21 protein-coding genes are annotated in these 17,717 nt (G+C 52.2%); 6 read left to right on the top strand and 15 right to left on the bottom strand.

Going from position 1 to position 17,717, the window contains the following annotated elements; genetic code table 11:
* Positions 1–50: 50 nt before the first annotated feature.
* The 11 genes from mntR to ACFVTB_RS13495 form a co-directional block, all read right to left on the bottom strand.
* Positions 51–473, bottom strand: a complete 423-nt coding sequence (mntR, locus tag ACFVTB_RS13545) for a transcriptional regulator MntR (protein WP_387749581.1) — start codon at positions 471–473, stop codon at positions 51–53.
* A gap of 183 nt (positions 474–656) precedes the next feature.
* Positions 657–1,373 (bottom strand): cytochrome c biogenesis CcdA family protein, encoded by a 717-nt coding sequence (locus ACFVTB_RS13540; RefSeq protein ID WP_387749579.1) that lies wholly within the window; start codon positions 1,371–1,373, stop codon positions 657–659.
* 20 nt (positions 1,374–1,393) lie between these two features.
* Positions 1,394–2,203 carry a metal ABC transporter permease gene (locus tag ACFVTB_RS13535; protein ID WP_387749576.1) on the bottom strand — a complete coding sequence of 270 codons (810 nt, stop codon included), beginning with the start codon at positions 2,201–2,203 and terminating at the stop codon, positions 1,394–1,396.
* The gene (locus tag ACFVTB_RS13530) at positions 2,187–3,011 is read right to left on the bottom strand and encodes a metal ABC transporter ATP-binding protein (protein ID WP_387749574.1); all 825 of its coding nucleotides are present in this window, start codon (positions 3,009–3,011) and stop codon (positions 2,187–2,189) included. Before ACFVTB_RS13530 ends, ACFVTB_RS13535 begins: the two co-directional genes overlap by 17 nt.
* A 128-nt stretch (positions 3,012–3,139) precedes the next feature.
* Entirely contained in the window at positions 3,140–4,180 is a 1,041-nt protein-coding gene (locus ACFVTB_RS13525; RefSeq protein ID WP_387749572.1) for a metal ABC transporter substrate-binding protein, read from the bottom strand.
* Positions 4,181–5,288: 1,108 nt separating this feature from the next.
* Positions 5,289–7,286: a methionine--tRNA ligase gene (gene metG, locus ACFVTB_RS13520; RefSeq protein WP_387749570.1), complete on the bottom strand. Its 1,998-nt coding sequence runs from the start codon at positions 7,284–7,286 to the stop codon at positions 5,289–5,291.
* 404 nt (positions 7,287–7,690) lie between these two features.
* Positions 7,691–7,957: a membrane protein insertion efficiency factor YidD gene (gene yidD, locus ACFVTB_RS13515; protein ID WP_387749568.1), complete on the bottom strand. Its 267-nt coding sequence runs from the start codon at positions 7,955–7,957 to the stop codon at positions 7,691–7,693.
* Positions 7,957–8,400 (bottom strand): Fur family transcriptional regulator, encoded by a 444-nt coding sequence (locus ACFVTB_RS13510; RefSeq protein WP_387749565.1) that lies wholly within the window; start codon positions 8,398–8,400, stop codon positions 7,957–7,959. Before ACFVTB_RS13510 ends, yidD begins: the two co-directional genes overlap by 1 nt.
* Positions 8,401–8,501: 101 nt before the next feature.
* Entirely contained in the window at positions 8,502–8,726 is a 225-nt protein-coding gene (locus tag ACFVTB_RS13505) for a hypothetical protein (protein ID WP_387749562.1), read from the bottom strand.
* Between the two features lie 35 nt (positions 8,727–8,761).
* Positions 8,762–8,962, bottom strand: a complete 201-nt coding sequence (locus ACFVTB_RS13500; protein ID WP_387749559.1) for a hypothetical protein — start codon at positions 8,960–8,962, stop codon at positions 8,762–8,764.
* 169 nt (positions 8,963–9,131) lie between these two features.
* Positions 9,132–9,560: an Hsp20/alpha crystallin family protein gene (locus tag ACFVTB_RS13495; protein WP_387749556.1), complete on the bottom strand. Its 429-nt coding sequence runs from the start codon at positions 9,558–9,560 to the stop codon at positions 9,132–9,134.
* Positions 9,561–9,722: 162 nt separating this feature from the next.
* Here ACFVTB_RS13495 and ACFVTB_RS13490 point away from each other — a divergent pair, with 162 nt between their 5' ends.
* The 6 genes from ACFVTB_RS13490 to ACFVTB_RS13465 all read left to right on the top strand — a co-directional run bounded on the left by ACFVTB_RS13490 (position 9,723) and on the right by ACFVTB_RS13465 (position 11,802).
* On the top strand, positions 9,723–9,950 hold the full coding sequence (locus tag ACFVTB_RS13490) for a spore germination protein (RefSeq protein WP_387749553.1): 228 nt from the start codon (positions 9,723–9,725) through the stop codon (positions 9,948–9,950).
* Complete coding sequence (locus ACFVTB_RS13485) at positions 9,947–10,150, top strand: spore germination protein GerPB (protein WP_387749551.1); 204 nt, start codon at positions 9,947–9,949, stop codon at positions 10,148–10,150. Before ACFVTB_RS13490 ends, ACFVTB_RS13485 begins: the two co-directional genes overlap by 4 nt.
* A 41-nt stretch (positions 10,151–10,191) precedes the next feature.
* A complete protein-coding gene (gene gerPC / locus ACFVTB_RS13480; RefSeq protein ID WP_387749548.1) occupies positions 10,192–10,839 on the top strand; it encodes a spore germination protein GerPC in 648 nt (215 codons plus the stop codon).
* Positions 10,840–10,850: 11 nt separating this feature from the next.
* Positions 10,851–11,087 (top strand): hypothetical protein, encoded by a 237-nt coding sequence (locus tag ACFVTB_RS13475; protein WP_387749545.1) that lies wholly within the window; start codon positions 10,851–10,853, stop codon positions 11,085–11,087.
* On the top strand, positions 11,084–11,539 hold the full coding sequence (locus ACFVTB_RS13470; protein ID WP_387749542.1) for a spore germination protein GerPE: 456 nt from the start codon (positions 11,084–11,086) through the stop codon (positions 11,537–11,539). Before ACFVTB_RS13475 ends, ACFVTB_RS13470 begins: the two co-directional genes overlap by 4 nt.
* Positions 11,540–11,673: 134 nt before the next feature.
* Positions 11,674–11,802 (top strand): hypothetical protein, encoded by a 129-nt coding sequence (locus ACFVTB_RS13465; RefSeq protein ID WP_387749539.1) that lies wholly within the window; start codon positions 11,674–11,676, stop codon positions 11,800–11,802.
* A 137-nt stretch (positions 11,803–11,939) separates the two neighbouring features.
* On the opposite strand, the gene ACFVTB_RS13460 is transcribed toward ACFVTB_RS13465, so the two are convergent.
* The 4 genes from ACFVTB_RS13460 to ACFVTB_RS13445 form a co-directional block, all read right to left on the bottom strand.
* Positions 11,940–13,928, bottom strand: coding sequence for a glycoside hydrolase family 15 protein (locus ACFVTB_RS13460; RefSeq protein ID WP_387749537.1), 1,989 nt, complete (start codon positions 13,926–13,928; stop codon positions 11,940–11,942).
* A complete protein-coding gene (gene glgA, locus ACFVTB_RS13455) occupies positions 13,910–15,373 on the bottom strand; it encodes a glycogen synthase GlgA (protein WP_387749534.1) in 1,464 nt (487 codons plus the stop codon). The genes ACFVTB_RS13460 and glgA overlap by 19 nt, the downstream gene beginning before the upstream one ends.
* A gap of 63 nt (positions 15,374–15,436) precedes the next feature.
* Positions 15,437–16,549, bottom strand: coding sequence for a glucose-1-phosphate adenylyltransferase subunit GlgD (gene glgD / locus ACFVTB_RS13450; RefSeq protein ID WP_387749531.1), 1,113 nt, complete (start codon positions 16,547–16,549; stop codon positions 15,437–15,439).
* Positions 16,546–17,712: a glucose-1-phosphate adenylyltransferase gene (locus ACFVTB_RS13445; RefSeq protein ID WP_387749529.1), complete on the bottom strand. Its 1,167-nt coding sequence runs from the start codon at positions 17,710–17,712 to the stop codon at positions 16,546–16,548. The genes glgD and ACFVTB_RS13445 overlap by 4 nt, the downstream gene beginning before the upstream one ends.
* Positions 17,713–17,717: the final 5 nt, after the last annotated feature.

Here is a 17,717-nt window from a genome sequence, read left to right as displayed (position 1 = left end):
AAAGGCAAGAAAGCCTGCCGGGGACTCCCGGCAGGCTTTCTTGCTGCAACCTATTCTTTATCTAATTCATCGCGAACGCCCTTCAATTCCTCCATGCGGGAAGGATCGCGACGGAAGTATTCGACAAGCGTCTCAATGCAGGTAATCGAATCCCAGCTCAAATGATGCTCAATTCCCTCTACATCGCGATAAATGTTCTCTTCTTGAACGCCAATGACGGCCAAAAACGACTCCAGCAATTGATGGCGGTCGACTAGCCTTTTCCCCATCTTCTTGCCTTTGCTCGTCAGAACAAGCCCGCGATACTTCTCGTAAATTAAATAATTGTCTTTGTCCAGCTTCTGGATCATCTTCGTAACGGAGGACGGATGCACTTCAAGTCCCTCCGCAATGTCTGATACGCGAGCGTATCCCTTCTCGTCAATTAGCTTATAAATTCGTTCCAAGTAGTCTTCCATGCTCGGAGTCGGCAATGAAGAACCCCCTTACTAGTACTGCGTTACCCTTGTCCCGCTTCGTTGCTCTTAGTATCATACACCGTTTTTAACGCGTTCTGCAACTTATTCTCAATTCCGGCGAAAGCGTCGTCCGACAATAAAACAACGCCCCGGATTCGGAGCGCTGCTGGCAGAACGGCTGCCGGCTCCGGACGGTTTTTAAAACTTCAACCAGTCCGGAGTCACCATATTGAGCCAAACCGTTATTTTCGTCATTTGGTCGGTAAACAGAAGAATACCCATTAAAATCATGACGCCGCCGCCGATCTTCATCACAATGGATGAATATTTGAGCAGCCATCTCGCAGAGCCAAGGAAGAACGCCAGCGCGAAGAACGGAATGGCAAAGCCAAGCGCATAAGCGGTCGTCAGTTGGAACCAAGTGCCCGGCTCGGACGCAGCGAGCGCTAAAATAGCCGTTAACGCGGGGCCGATGCACGGTGTCCATCCTGCAGAAAAACCGACGCCGAAAATAAAGGAGCCGAGAAAGCCGGTTTTTTTGCTCGGATCGAATGAGAAGCGGCGTTCCTTCATCAACGCTTGCGGCTGAAACAAACCGATCAGAAATAGTCCCATCAATACAATCAAAATGGCGGACAGCCTGCGAATCAACTGATCGTATTGGCTGAAAAATTCAGCGAATACATTCGTACCGTATCCAAGCGTGTAGTAGACGGTGCAAAACCCGAGAATAAAGAACAGCGTATGGGTCATTGTACGCATCCGCATCGTCTTCGTATGTTTGTTTTCTCTCAAATCACTGACTGAAATACCCGTTATGTAAGACAAATAGGATGGATATAAAGGCAAACAACAAGGCGAAATAAAAGAAGCAAGGCCGGCGCCGAACGCCAGCCAAATATTAATGTCCGTCAATGGCATGCACCTCTTGTAAATTAGCTGCTTGTCGGCCTTCCCAGCCTGAACAGTAATAGCACCAGCAATATAGCGATAAGCAGCAATACGATCGTTCCGCCGGGCGCAAGGTTGAGCACTCCGGCTATCAGAAGCCCGAGAATAACAGCCAGCTCGCCAATCACGACAACCGTAATGATACTTTGTTTAAAGCTTCTTGCGATGATCAAGCTGCAAGCCGCCGGTATCGTCAGCAGCGCCGAGACGAGCAGCGCTCCAACGATTTTGATCGAAGCACTGATGACAAGCGCGGTAAGCACGCTAATCATAACATTATAAAACCGGACGGGCAAGCCGCTGACGGCAGCCGCGTCTTCGTCGAAGGTCAGTAAAAACAATTCCTTCAGCTGCGTCCGTACGGCGATTAAAACGATGACCGTAGTGACCGCGATCACAATGAGATCGGATGTGCCAAGCGTAAAAATACTGCCGAATAAGTAGCCGTTCACGTTGGCGTTGAACCCTTTGCCCATTGTAAACAGCAAGGAGGCCAGCGCCACGCCCCCGGACATAATAATGGCGATAGACAGCTCGGCGTACGTTTTATACGCTTTGCGCAGCTTCTCGATAGCGAACGACGCGGCAATCGCGAAGACGAGCCCCACCGCTACCGGGTAAACGCCGATCAGAAACCCGAGTGCAACGCCTGCAATCGATACGTGCGAGAGCGTATCTCCAATCATCGATAAACGTCTAAGAACGAGAAAAATACCGATCAACGGCGCCGTAATGCCGATTAGCACTCCCCCAATCAGCGCCCGTTGAAAAAACTCACTAGCTATAATCTCCAACTGAAACAACCTCTTTCCTGCTCTCCATTTGCTCGGCGAGTCCCTTCAAGCCGTGCGAAAAGTCGCTCACGACACAATCCTGCAGCTCATGCGAATGCTTGCGATAAAACTTCAGCTTGCCGCTTTCGGCCGCAGGCTCCTGGCCTAAATACGAACGGATCATGTCCATATCGTGAGACACCATTAGAAACGTCATATTATGATGCTGATGCATATGCTTGATCATATTAAAAAAGCCTTCTTGCGTTTCCGTATCGATGCCTACCGTCGGTTCGTCCAAAATAAGCAGCGACGGATTATTGATGAGTGCGCGCGCCAAAAAAACGCGCTGCTGCTGGCCTCCAGACAGCTGGCCGATCATTTTGCCGGCCAAATTCTCGATGTTCATCGTCCGCAGCGCATCGTCGCATTTGAGCTGATCATTTTTATTCAAAGGACGAAACAGCTTGCTGCGGCCGTAAAGCCCGGACATGACGACCTCTCGGACCGTTGCCGGAAACAACGGGTTAAATGAGTTCTTCTGCGGCACATAACCGATTCGTTCCCATTGCTTAAAACGGGAGACCGGCTCGCCGAACAGCTTGATAACGCCTTTCTCCGGCTTCAGCAGTCCAACGATCATGCGCAGAAGCGTCGTTTTACCGGCGCCGTTCGAGCCGATCAGCCCGATAAAATCCCGTTCTTTAACGGAAAAGTCGAGACCGGTAATGACCTGCTGCTGCTGGTAGGAGAACGTGACCCCTTCCAGCGAAATGATATCTTGATGGCAAATCGCCGCGTTGGCGGCTTCGGTATTCTTTTGCAGCATGGCTGCACCTCTTTCTGCTTTCGGACGGCCATAAGCGGCACTACAGGGAGGTCATGTTCGGCTGTGCCGTCCATGACCTCCCTTATTTCCGCGTGTAACCGTATCTTTTTAATCGCCTAATGTATGTCTTATTGTAAAGCTTGAATTAAATTTTGCAAGTTGCTTTCCATAATGGTGATATAATTGTCACCTTTCTTCTCTTGCTCCGGCGTCAAGCCTTCCGCCGGGTTCAGGACAAGCGTCTCAACGCCCGCTTCGCTTGCTAGCGTTTCAGCTAGAGCCGGCGATACAAGCTCTTCGAAGAAAATGTATGGAATTTTATTTTCTTTTACGAATTTGGCAATTTTCATCAAATCCTGCGCTCTCGGCTCAGCATCCGGAGACAATCCCATAATCGCTGTCTGCTTCAGGCCGTAGTCTCTCGCCAAATAGCCAAACGCTTGATGGGAGACAACGATATCTTTTCTTGCCGTCTTGGACAGCTCGGTTTCGAATTTATTATCCAACGCTTCCAGCTTCACTTTCAACGCCTCGAAATTAGCTTCGTATCCCGCCTCGTTGACCGGATCGGCTTCAATCAGGCTGCGTTTCACGTTCTCCGCCATGACGAGAGCCGATTTCGGACTTACCCAAGTGTGAGGATCGGTGTCCAAATCATGCGAATGGCCGTGGCCATCGTCTTCATGTCCCGCTTCTTGAGCGTGCTCGTCTGCATGGTCGTGATCGTCATGATCGTGACCTTCCTCATGATCGTGAGAGACTTCTCCGTCCCCTTTAATCAGTGCGATGCCTGCGCTCATTTCCGCCACCTTCAGTTTGCTGTCCTTCGACAATCCTTTCAGGAAAGCGTCGGTCCAGCCTTCCAATCCAGCGCCGTTGTATAGGAAAAGCTGAGCGTTGGACGCGGTAACGAGATCCTTGCTCTTTGGCGTCCAGTCATGCGGTTCCACGCCTGCAGGAATGAGGTTAACGACGTTCGCGTACTCGCCGCCGATTTCTGTCGCTAAATAATAGATAGGATAAAAGCTGGTGACGACATTCGTTTTTCCTTCAACCAACGACTTGGAGGCGTCGCCTCCTCCGCAAGCAGACAAGACGAGCATAAGCGCAGCCGTTACAAAGGCAGTCTGCAGCATATATTTCTTTTTTCGGACTAGATTTGCTTTCATTTCAGTTTGATCTCCATTCCTTTTATCTAATTCGTAATCGTTACTATTACGATTATAAGAGGGGCTATTCGCACTGTCAACGATTTTTTTGGCTGCCAGCCGTCGTCGGCTTCATCCAATTCATATGATGATCAGTTGTCGCTATCTCTATTAAATGTCCTCAAATCCGAAAACAGCGCATGATTCCAAGTGAAGAAATCCTTACGTAGTCATTAAATCTACTATACACACGTCTAATCAGGTCTATACATTCACATCTTACTCTGATTATTCAGTTCTCTTGTGGGACGGAAAATGAAAGTGAAAGTGAGTAGCTTGCGGCGCTAGTTTGATTAAACCTTTAATTATTGTTGTTTTGTTTCTATCCTACGTCACGGTTTTTTCTATTTTAAGAGCTAGTCCTCCAGGGGCGTTAAAAGCTCACCCCTCCCTGCCTCATCCTCTACTAACGTTAATGATCGGCGTATTTGTAACGCTGCTGACGAAATTTCATTCGGCTAGGAGCTTCTAATACCTTCGGTTGAACGTCTAGCTTGCGTGCCCCCTTAAATAAACGTACCTACTAAAAAGAATAACGGCAAATACGCATTATTTCTCTCTTCTCCCCGTCAGAATAAAGGAAATAACTGCAATAGGCTTTATCGTCGGCGACATGAACGCAAATGCAGGAGATTTCCTAAAATAACTGCTAAAATGCATTTATTTCCATACCCTATAGCCCAAACTGAGGAAATAAATGCAAAAAAGCAGTTATTGTTCTCGCCATGAACATAAATGGAGGGGGATCTTATGAATAACTGCCAAAACGCAGTTATTCCCACATCCTCCACCCTAAACCGAGAAAATAAATGAAAAAAGGCAGTTATTGCTCTCAGAATGGTGCGACCGCCGCCATCGTGCTGCTTCCTTATGCGCGGCGCCTTTGGCGCGCCATAACGCAGTACCATCCTGCAGGTTGCCTTGTAGAAAACTCTCTAACTTAATTAATGTTAGCCCTCCATAAGTCATTCTATAGAAAAAAAATGCCTGACGCGCCCTAAGAGGGACGCGTCAGGCATTCGAAACGCTTATTGCTTATCGCAGGACCGGTTCAGTACCGGACTTCAATTTATTTCACAATCGCGCCGTTCGGCATGCTGTCCGGTACGGATGCTACTGTCAGTTGGTCGCCGTGCGAAGCGGCCAAAATCATGCCTTGCGACAGTTCGCCGCGCAGCTTCACCGGTTTCAAGTTCGTCACGCAAATGACTTTGCGTCCGACCAATTCCTCCGGCGTATAGAACTTGGCGATGCCCGATACGACCTGGCGCTGTTCGTAGCCAAGATCCAACTGCAGCTTCAGCAGCTTGTCGGCTTTCTTCACCGGCTCCGCAGAGATTACCTGCGCTACGCGCAGCTCTACTTTCGCAAACTCGTCGATGCCGATTTCCTCTTTCAGCTCGCCAGCTTCAACAACCGCTGGAGCTGCAGCTTCTGCATTTCCGTTCGACTCTTTCTCGGCCGCTGCGGCGCCGCCGCCCATTGCGGCAGCAATATAAGCGACCTCTTCAGCAGTGTCTAGACGTGGGAAGATTGGATCGCCTTTAACGACGCGCGTACCCGCCGGCAGCAAACCGAACTGCTTCGAGCTTTCCCAAGCCGTCAACTCGCCTTCCTCGATGCCGAGCTGCTTCCACAATTGGCGAGGCGCATGCGTCAGGAACGGCTGCAGCCAAATCGACGCGAGGCGGAGCGATTCCGCAAGATGGTGCATAACGGATGCGAGTTCATCCCGCTTCGCTTCGTCTTTCGCCAGTGTCCATGGCTGCGTTTCGTCGATATATTTGTTCGTGCGGCTGACGAATTGCCAGATGGCAGCAAGCGCGACCGAGAACTCCATGTTCTCCATCGCCGCTTCGACCTGCTGAGCCGTTTGCTCGGCGAGCGACTGCAGCGCCTCATCAAACGGCGTCACGCGACCCGCATATCCCGGAATGCTGCCTTCGAAATATTTGTCGATCATCGCGACCGTCCGATTCAACAAGTTGCCGAGATCGTTGGCCAGATCGAAATTGATCCGGTCGACAAAGTTTTCCGGCGTGAACGTGCCGTCTGCTCCAAACGGAACTTCGCGCAGCAGGTAGTACCGGACAGCATCCAGTCCGTAGCGGTCGATTAGCGTTACCGGATCAACCACGTTGCCTTTCGATTTGGACATTTTACCGTCCTTCATCAGCAGCCAGCCATGAGCGAATACTTTTTTCGGAACCGGAACGCCAAGCGCCATCAGCATGATCGGCCAATAGATCGTATGGAAGCGAACGATTTCCTTGCCGACCAGATGAACGTCTGCCGGCCAGTATTTATCGTACTTCGCGCCTTCTTCGCCGTCCAAGCCGTAGCCTAACGCCGTAATGTAGTTGGACAAAGCGTCGATCCAAACATAAATGACATGTTTCGCATCGCCCGGTACTTTCACGCCCCAGTCGAACGTCGTGCGGGATACGGCCAGGTCTTCAAGACCTGGCTTAATGAAGTTGTTGATCATCTCGTTTTTACGCGATTCCGGCTGAATAAAGCCCGGATTTTCCTCATAAAGCTGCAGCAAACGATCGGCGTATTTGCTCATCCGGAAGAAATAGCTTTCCTCCTTGACGAGTTCAACCGGACGTCCGCAGTCCGGGCAATTGCCGTTGACAAGCTGGCGTTCCAGGAAAAACGATTCACAAGGCGTACAGTACCAGCCTTCGTATTCGCCTTTGTAAATATCGTCCTGCTTCAACAATTGATCGAATATTTTCTCGACGATCTTCTTATGACGCGGCTGCGTCGTACGGATAAAATCGTCATTCGAAATTTCCAGCTTCGCCCACAGCTCTTTGATGCCGACAACGATGTCGTCTACGAACTGCTGCGGTGTCTTATCGCTTTCCGCCGCCTTGCGTTCGATCTTTTGCCCATGCTCATCCGTGCCCGTCAAATACCAGACATCGTAGCCGCGCAGCCGTTTGTATCTCGCCATCGCATCGCCCGCCACCGTTGTGTAGGCATGGCCGATATGCAATTTATCGCTCGGATAATAAATCGGCGTCGTAATGTAAAACGTTTTTTTAGACGAATCTCCCATTGTGCATCCTCCTTTAATGAATAGCTTGAAAAACGCAAAAAGCCCCCGTCCAACATGGGACGAGAGCTTGACTCACGCGGTACCACCCAAATTTCTGCTGCGCACCGGTCGACTGGCCTTAATAGGCCCGCCCGCCGTAACGCAAGCAGCTTCGTAGCGCCGTCCATACCGGACGGCAAGTCCGTAACGCAGACTGTGCGCCGCTCCCTTACCTGCCGCAAACTATGCGACTGGCTCGAAGTGCGGATTCTCCCGGACCATATTCCAATGTCGTCCTATGCCGGCTTTCACCGCGATGCCCGGCTCTCTGCGATAGGACGGATCATCGTACTCATCCGTTCATCGAAATCGTTATATAAATCAAAATATAACCAATGCAGCAGCCGTCTGTCAAGCTGCCTCGATCAATCGGGCGTTTTCTCGCCTTCGCCGGGAGCCGGAGGCACCGGATCAAAGCCGCCTGGATGGAACGGATGGCAGCGGGCGATCCGTTTCGCCGCCAGCCAGGAGCCTTTGACCGCGCCGTGCTTCTCCAGCGCCTCTAGCGCATACGCCGAACAGGTCGGATAAAACCGGCAGGTCGGCGGCTTCAGCGGCGATATCGCTTTGCGATAAAACAGGACGGGAGCTTTCATGACGCGGACCGCCGTTTTCCTGCCTTGCGCACCCATTAGTTTGCTCCCGCTCCTGCACCGGCCTCTTCCTGCGAGCAATCTTTGCAATAGCCGAACACTTCGAATTTGTGCTTAACGACTTTAAAGTCGTCGGGCACCAGCGTCTGTTCCATCGGGCAAAATGTAATCGGATATGTGCGGCCGCACTGCAGACAGATCATGTGGTGATGATGATCATGCTCCCGGCAATGCAGCTTAAATTTAACGCCGTCCTCAAACACGACCTGTTCCAGCACGCCAAGCTCTTCCATGACGCGCAAATTGCGATAAACCGTGTCGAAGCTGAGACCTGCATATGATTTGCCCATATATTCGTAGACATCCTTTGGCGCAAGATAGCCCGGCGAATCGGTGAACAGCTTCGCCAGCGACTTGCGCTGATCGGTGATCCGAAGCCCTTGGCCTGCCATCTTTTGTACGATTTCTTCGAATGTATGCAATGAACGAACCTCCGAATCCATAAAGTGAACTCTATTCATCCATAATGCCGAAAAAAAAGACTCCCGTCAATGAGGAGCCTTGTCTCTTCCTGCACGGAAGCCTATCCGTTCAAACGCATATTGATTAAAAAACTGGCGCTCATCGCCACAAGCAGAGCAATGGATAGAAACGCCGTCACATTTCTGCGCTGCCTAGCCTTTTGCTGCTTGTCCGGTTCCGAGCCGTTGTTCGCAGCCTCGGTAACCGCCCGCTGCATAAACAGAAACGTAATCAACGACGCCACAAATAACAGATTGATCAAAAACCAAATGGCTGTCCACAGCATTTGCAAGCCCTCCTATCAAGCGCGAACCGGCTCCGTTATAGGAACCAGGTATTTAATATAAGCATAAAGACGACAAAGCTGACTACCGCGCCTGCAAAGCTGAACCAGCCGGTTCGGAAACGCTGCTGGAACATTCTAAGGATGCCAAAGCTTAACAATCCAAAAATGAGCAATAAAAAGACGACTCCCAATATAAACAAAGAAGCCGAAACGTTGCTAACATCGACTAGAGACACGCTCTACACTCCCCTATGCACCTATGTTAAGCGGCAATTTTCGTAATAAATACGGCCTGTCCGCTTCTACTCGCTATATAGCATTATAAGGGAAAGAAGCTTTATTATCCAGCAGCAATCTTGTACTATTTCGTGACAAAAAGCTCTCAAACCATTCCAGACTGGCCCATTACCAGCGAATTGGCGCTTCGTAATAGACCGCGCCTCCCGGCCTTTTGCGCAGCTTGATTTGAAGAACCCCGTTCTTGACCAGCGCGCGGCAAATTTTCGGCTTAACCGGCTTTGGAAGCTTGACCGTTTCTTTGCGGTCCCCGGGCAAGCCGTCTATCCGAATCCGGTCCTCCCTAACGAACAAGCGGAGCGAATCGCGCTCCACCCCGGACGGCAGCGGAAACTTTACGAACACAAAATGATGCGTTTCGAACACCGACGGCCCGTCATCCTGCTGCTGCATCATGCCGGCGGCTTCGGGAAGCGATTTGGTCATCATTTTACGGACGAATTGCTCGACCCAATCCGGCTCGCGCAGCACGTCGAAGCCTTTCGGAAGCTTTTGCCCTTCCATCCAACGCTCCAGCTCATCCCATTTCGACGTCATCTCTCTGCGCTCACCTCCCGCCGCTTTTTTTCAGCATATGCGTTTCTGGGCGCTCCCGACACTTTAACAGAGACCATCGTCCAACAGACGGCCTCAGTCAGGGAACCTCTGGGCGAATGCCGCATACGATATACCATTAATTCATCAAAAGGAGGGTTTCGCATGCCTTCCATTGTCGGTTTTGTGAAAATCGTCAGCGTAGGTTCCAGCTCCATCGTGCAATTCGGCGACGCCGTACAGCTCACGCCGACCAGCACCTCTAAGACGTATGCCGGCTCGGGCTCTTTCCTAACGGGCAGTCTCGCCAACTCCAACAATGCCGTCAGCGCCACAAATACGCTTGATCCTGATGTGCAGGACAGCTCGCCGAACGAGGTCAATGTCATATGAGTTGGACCGTTCATCAGACGATTACGATTCATGTTCTACGGGTGGACAGCGTGTCGAACAGCTCCGTTCTGCAGGTCGGCAGCGCCGGCTCGATCCGTTCCCTTTCCCAGCTGTACAACACTGGCGGATTTACAAGACCCGCAGCCCAACTGGTCGAGGAAAGTCCGCTCTCTCTCGTTCCTCTGCCTAATCCTTCTTAGAAGGCGGGGTATATACCGATACGAAACAGGAGGCGACCGTCATGCAGCAGCAACCAAACAACCCATCCCCATGGATCGCCTGGTCTCAAGACGTACAGGCGAAGCTAAGTAGACAGGAAGCGCAAATCGCTCAGCTCGAGGAACAACTCGCGGCTATGTGCGCGCAGCTTAAGACGCTGGAGTCGAAACCGACGTACCATATTGACAATTTGCAATATCATTTCGATCAATTAAAGGTGGAAAAGCTGGAAGGGACGCTCAACATCGGCATGACGCCGCCGGGAGCTCCCGAGGCGAAGGGCGAGATCGAGCAGGCCAGCGTCTCTAAGCCGCTCGTCTTTCCAGCAGCCAAGCCCGGCATGACGCCGCCGGAAGGTCCTTACGGCGATATCCGCCAGGAGCTCGATCGTTATCTTGATAATGAGGCAAGCAAGAAACTGATTGAAATGGAGAAACAGGTGGGTATTCCTCTCGATCCGTATCATCGTCGGATGATTATAGAGGATATTCGGAAGCAGCTGCCGACCCGCATCCAGTTTTATGTGAAAAGCGCCGCCGACGGAACGGGCAGCGGCGAGCTGCCAGGCGACAGCAGTAAAGCCGACGTTATCGCCAAAACGCAGCGGGACGCCGATGCCGCTCTGATGCAATATTTGCAGCAGCTGAAAGGCCCGAATTCCAATCCATGAGGTGATAGTGAATGTTTCAGTTTACCGTCCACAATGGACAGCTAACCGTTGGCTCGATTGAAGTACTTGGCGTATCGGCTTCTTCGTCACTGCAAATCGGCGACACGGATCGCATGACGCTTTGCTCCATGTTCGACACGCCGCCCGAATCGGTCATCGTCGGACCGTTAGCGCCTTTTCCGTCGCCCGAGGGCGCAAGCTCGGCGCTTGGCGAGTCTCCGCCATCCGAAAGAGACAATGAGGAATGACCTCCTCCCTGCCCTCATCGGTTAACCGCGCTGACGAATATCCGATCCGCACCGCCGAGATCGGATTTCTTTCCGTCACCGACGTTTCTCTCGCTGCTACCGTTCAGCTCGGAGATCGCGGACTGTATACGCCCAAGCTGTTTGCACTAGCCGTGCAACGGCAAGAGGATCATGCGAAAAGCGGCTCTGTCTACTTCGAATCTTATTCCATTTTTGAGCGTTCGTTCCCCGTTTTTTCCGAGACGGAAGAGGAGGCCGATGAGACGGCATGCCCTGTAATCGTCCGGCACAATCATTGCCCCAGAATCAGCGTCGGCTGCGTTAGCGTCATTGCGCTTGGCGCAGACTCTAGCTTGCTAGCGGGCAATATGATGGAAATGAATGCGGAATCCCGCATTAAACACATTAGACAATACAAGCGTCCTTCCGGTTTGCCGGCAATCGGCTGCTAGATGGTGTGGCAAAGATAGGCATTCGCTGAAAAGCGTTTATACCGGTACAAACGTCCAATACTCTTCACCGCCCGCCTCATACATTATGGATGTGGTCGAATATCACAACTCTAACCATTCAGGAGGTATGAACTGTGGGATACCCTGTAGCAGGCGCTAATGTTGGTTGCGGCGGACCGGTAGGAGGTCTCTGGACGAGCACAGGTGTGATTCTCGTTCTGTTCATCTTGCTCGTAATTATTCTCCGCTCTTGCTTCTTGTAAGAAGCAAAGCAGATCAACCAAAAGAGAACGGGAGTGCATGATGCGCTCCCGTTCTTAATTCCATATTCACCTATCGGACCCTTGCATGACCGCAGCAAATCTAAGCAGCCTTGCCTTCAAGGACTCAGCCGCTTTGGCTACCGGGAGTCTTCTCCTCTATCCTGCTGCTCCAGCAACTGCTTATACTTTGCAGTATATTTGCTGACGCTTTGCACGAATGTCGCATGCGACCATGTGAGAGGAGCCACTGACAACGGCGTGCCGTCATGCGGATTTAGCTGCTCCGGCAGCACGCCGCTTGGCAGCGCATGATCGACGACCCATTGCAAAGTTCGCTTCGGCCCTTCCAGATCGGCCAGCGTCGAGGCGGAATCGATCTCGAAGTTGGCGACCCATAGCGTACATATGATCCACGGATTTCCCGGCACTTTCTCGATCTCGCTCGATTGCTGAAAATAGTAATCGTTTGTGTAGCGAGCAATGCCGCCGATATCAGTCCGAATTTGCAGCCCTTCTTTAATTGCCCGCATCGTCCGAATGACCTTGTCGTCATGAACGGGCAGCACGCCGAACTCCCAGATGCCGAACATGCTGCTCTCCAGCGTCATATCCTTTACCCACCGGTTGTCTTTCTGAATCAAACCGCGGGCGAATCGGCCCGTTTCCTCGTCCCAGAGATGAGTCAGCATACCTTGCTTGATCGTATTAGCCGTATTTTTGTAATGATCGCTTCGCTCGTAATCGCCGAACAATTCGGTGAAGAAAGCGGCCGCCATCAGCCCTGCGTACACCGAAGAGGCCGTATACGTCCAAATTCCGTAGCGCTCCTCCCAGAGATCGTAGCTCGGCAGCGGCAGCGCAAGCGACGGCTCGATATATTCGCTTAGAAACGAAGCCGCTTTGCGGATCAAGTTGCTGTACAGCGATTGCGGCAGCTCAATTACCTGATTGCGCGAGTAGTCCTGCCAGAGCGCGAACAGAACGAGCGCCGTCTCGTCCTCCTGAATCGGCAGCCGTCTGCTTCCCTGTACGATGTATGGATGCCAACTGGAACCAACCGTTCCGTCCGGATTGTACTTGTGGTACAAGTAGCCTTCTGGAGACAGCGCCTGCGCGCAAAAGGTGAAGAACGGCGCGATTACGCTTTGGTAGCCCGCCAGCGACATCGCCTCCGCGATCAATGCCCCGTCGCGCGGCCACATGTAACTGTAGTGATCGCGGTTGTATTGCAAAATATCGGTGTCATTCGCCGCCAGTATCGCTCCTCTTTCGTCCACTTGCGTCCGGACAAGCAGCAAACTGTGTTTAAACATGCGTACGACGCCCTTCGGCAAATCGTACGTGTCCTGTTCCGCGCGGCGCAGCCAGTGCTTCCAGTAAATGACCATCCGGCTGAGCAGCTTTTCCGGATGATTTTCCTGCACATACTGGTTCAGCGCTTTGACTTCCTCCAGGTTGCTGCCGATCGACATCCAGTAATAAACCGTCTTCTCGCTGTTCGGCGGCACAATGGTACGCAAGCTGATCGTGCTGTCGACCGAGCCCTGCGCGATCGTGTTGCCCATCAGCGCCCCGTCCTCTGCGTCCCGCCAGGTTCCTTCCGCCGAGTGGAATCGCTTAATGCCTGTAGAATATTGCATAATGCCGCCTTCGTCGGTTGAGCCGCTGAACATAAAGTAGTTTGAGCGCTTGTAGTGAAACAGCGTGTTATTTTCAGGATAATACGCCGCCGTATCGCCGACTTCCGACCCTTCGATCATCAGATCCTGATGAAAGAACAAACGTGCTTCCCGCGGCTCGTTCCGCCGGTTGCGGATGACGACCCGTTTAATATAGATGCATTCACGTTGATGAATACCGTCGTTGATATGAAGCTCGACGTCCAGTCCTTCGTGCTTCGCAATAATGTTCGTAACGAGCGAGTCCTCGATGTAATCCATCTCGAATTTCCATTCCGGCTCGTCAAGCCAGGAGAACGCTCCTCCGATCCAAATGCCGAAGCGGCAATAGTGGCCGCCAACGTGATTCAATTGACCGACGTATGGATAATAGATATCCCGAATAAAACAGTGCTGATCCAAATTGACCAATAGCTTGCCGTTGCCGATTACGAGATGACGGGCCATGGCTCATTCCCCCTTCGATGAGACAGAAGTTGATCGTATAAGGCGATATAAGCTTTCGCCGACCGATTCCAGCTGTGATCCTCTTTCGCGCCGTTCGCAACGATTCTTTTCCACGTCTGCGGATCACGGTACATCGCTAGCGCGCGCTGTACCGTGTACCAGTAATCGTCTGCGTTGTAGTACGTAAAGCTGAAACCGTTGCCTTCACCCGTAAATTCATTGTAAGACTGGACCGTGTCTTTCAAACCGCCGGTTTCCCGCACGATCGGCACTGATCGGTAACGAAGCGCCAGCAGCTGGCTTAAGCCGCAAGGCTCGAATCGCGATGGCATTAAGTACATGTCGGAGCCAGCGTATATCCGGCGAGCCAGACGGTCGTTGTATCCGAGCCACACGGCCGCCTTGTGCGGATAACGGCCGGCAATCTCGTTCATCAGCTCTTCATAGCGGCGCTCGCCGGAGCCAAGAACGACAAACTGCAGATCTTCCTTCATCATCGACTCAAGCTTGGCTGCTATGAGGTCAAAGCCCTTTTGCTCCACAAGCCTTGTGACGATGCCGATTAACGGCGTCTCTTCCGAGACGGGCAAGCCCATTTCCTGCTGTAAATCGGCCTTGTTTTTCCGCTTTCGAGCCAGCGAATTGCGGTAAGGCGTATGCAGCGCCGCATCGTTCATGGGATCGAACAGCTCCTCGTCGATGCCGTTCACAATGCCGGACAAGTCGCCGGAACGGTAGCGAAGCAGCGCGTCCAGCAATTCGCCGTGCTCCCAGCCCTGTATTTCCTTGGCATACGTCTCGCTGACCGTCGTCAGCTTGTCCGCGTATACGAGACCGCCCTTCATGCAGCTCGCCGCGCCGTGGAATTCCAAGCCGTCGGACCCGAACAGCTCGTCTCCAGCGCCAAGCAAATCCTTCAGCAGCTCGATGCCGAACAGCCCCTGATACTTCAAATTATGAATCGTAAACACCGATTTGACTCCCGACCAAGCCGGATCGTGAGCGTACCTCGTCCGCAGCAGGAACGGGATCAGTCCCGTTTGCCAATCGTGGCAGTGGACGATATCCGGGCGGAAATCGAAGTACCGCGCCGCCTCCATAACGGCGAAGCAGAAAAAGACAAACCGTTCGGCGTCGTCGCCATAGCCGTACAGCCCTCTTCGCTTGAAATAAAATTCGTTATCGATCAAGTAATAGACGGTGCCGTCGATCTCGCCCCGCAGCAGGCCGCAATACTGGTTGCGCCAGCTGAAGTTGACCGTAAACTCCGCCAGCCGCTCAAATTTCTCCAGATACGAAGACGGAATTTCCTCGTATTTAGGCAGAATGACTCTGGCGTCCGCGCGATGCTGCGCGAGCGCCTTCGGCAAAGCGCCGGCAACGTCGGCAAGCCCTCCTGTTTTGGCAAGAGGAACGGCTTCAGACGTTGCGAATAACAGATTCATCGCATTCACCTCGTTGTCGCTCTATCGTATGGATCGCACCTACCGATAAGCCGATGTGCTAGACTATATGATTTTTCTTTTCCCGGCCAGAAACGGACTGTCCGACGAACCTCGTATATCCCGCTCGTTTTGCACATGCACGTCCTTATCCAAAATGCTGTACTGGATCAAGCTGTTCTCGCCGACATCGCCGTTCTGCATGACGATGCTGTTGCGAATAACTGCTCCCTTGCGAACGTGAACGCCCCGGAACAGAATGCTGTTCTCCACCGTTCCTTCGATTCGGCAGCCGTTGGCGATCAACGAGTTGCTGACTTTCGAAGAGGCGGTGTAGCGCGCTGGCGGCTCATCCTTGCCCTTTGTAAAGACGGAGTTTGGCTGAAAGAACAACTCCCGCCATACATCCGGCCGCAGCAAGCTCATATTGCTTTCATAGTAGCTGGCCAGCGTATTGACGACGCTCAAATAGCCTTCGTACATATAGCCGTAAATTTGCAGCTTGTCGATTCGCGAGAAAATCGCATGGCGAACCAAATGATCCTGGCCTTGAGCAAGCGACGTCTCGACCAGTTCCATGAGCAGGTCCTTCTTCATAATGTACATTTCCATCGATGAAATCCGGCTTTGCATTCTGCCATAATGATCCTGGATGGCGGTAATGCGGCCGTCGTCATCCATTTTTACTTTGCGTGCTTTTCCGAGCAGCGCTTCCGTTTGCTCTTTGCATACGACCGTAATGTCGGCGCCCTTTTCCTCGTGAAAATCAATTACCGGCCCAAAATCGAGGTTGCATACCATATGGCTTCTTGTAATCACGACATATTCCAGTGTCGACCGGTTGAAGTAATCCCGGTGCTGATAAAAGTGATACAAGTCGCCGCGGCTAATTTCCTGAATATCGTCGGTCGCCGGCGGCAGCAGGAACAGACCGCTCTGACGATTGCTCAAATCCCAGTGGCTGCCCGAACCCAAATGATCCATCAGCGAGCGGAATTTCGTATGGGCGAACACTGCCACCTTGTTAATGCCGGAATTGACCATGCTGGACAAAACAAAATCGATCAGCCGATAACGAGCTCCGAACGGAACGGTAGCGAGGCAGCGGCTTTCCGTCAGCCGCTCCAGCTCATCCGTTTCGTGGATCAAATTGACGACGCCCATAACGCGATGCTTCATGGCTGCTCCACCTCCAATAAAACAGGATTGCGGCCGACCCGCTCGCCGATCGCGACGACCGTAATGTCTTCGCCATCCGGGTCGCCAACCGTCGCCCCGTCCTCGATCACGGCCCCCTCGCCGATAATAGATCGATATACGCGAGCTCCCTTGCCGATTTTAACGTTCGGCATAACCACCGATTCACTGATCTGGCTTCCTATTTCTGACTCTACGCCGTAGAACAACACAGACCGTTCGACCGTGCCCTCGATAAAGCAGCCTTCTGTCACCATCGAGGAGGTCAGTTCGGCGCCCGGCGCCGCGTACTGGGCCGGACGATTCGGGCTGACCGAGTAAATGCGCCAGTTTTTGTCCGACAGGTCAAGCGACGGCTCGTCTGCCAGCAGATCCATATTCGCTTCCCACAAACTTTCGATCGTGCCGACGTCCTTCCAGTAGCCTTTAAAGGAATAAGCGCTAATGTGCAAGCCGTCTTTCATCATCGCGGGAATAATATCTTTTCCGAAGTCATGGTTCGACGTCCGGTTTGCTTCATCCAGCGACAAATAGTTTTGCAGCGCCGGCCAGGAGAAAATGTAGACGCCCATTGAGGCGATGTTGCTGGTTGGATTTTTCGGCTTTTCTTCAAAGGCCGTGATCCGGTCTTCATCGTCGACATGCATAACCCCGAAACGGCTCGCTTCCTTCCAGTCGACCTCGATGCCGGCAATTGTCAGGTCGGCCCCCCGCCGCTTGTGATGCTGCAGCATCAGCTCGTAATTCATTTTGTAAATATGATCGCCAGATATGATAAGCACATAGCTTGGATTATACCGTTCGATAAACGCCATGTTTTGATAGATGGCATTCGCCGTCCCTTTGTACCACACGCCGCCCTTTTGCTTAACGTATGGAGGCAGTATAGCCATTCCACCGTCCTTCCGGTCCAGCCCCCACGGCGTGCCGATGCCGAGATAGCGATTCAGCTCGAGCGGCTGGTATTGCGTTAGCACGCCAACTGTATCAATGCCCGAATGTGCGCAGTTGCTGAGCGTAAAATCGATAATGCGATACTTTCCGCCGAAATAAACGGCGGGTTTGGCCAAATCCTTCGTCAATACGCCAAGCCTTTTCCCTTCGCCGCCCGCCAGCAGCATGGCGATCATTTCTTTACGGCCCATAGACA

It is taken from the genome of Paenibacillus sp. NPDC058071 (assembly GCF_042885235.1).
GTDB lineage: Bacteria > Bacillota > Bacilli > Paenibacillales > Paenibacillaceae > Pristimantibacillus.
The sequence above is the reverse complement of the archived record's forward strand: the minus strand, read 5'-3'. Positions and strand labels throughout refer to the sequence as shown.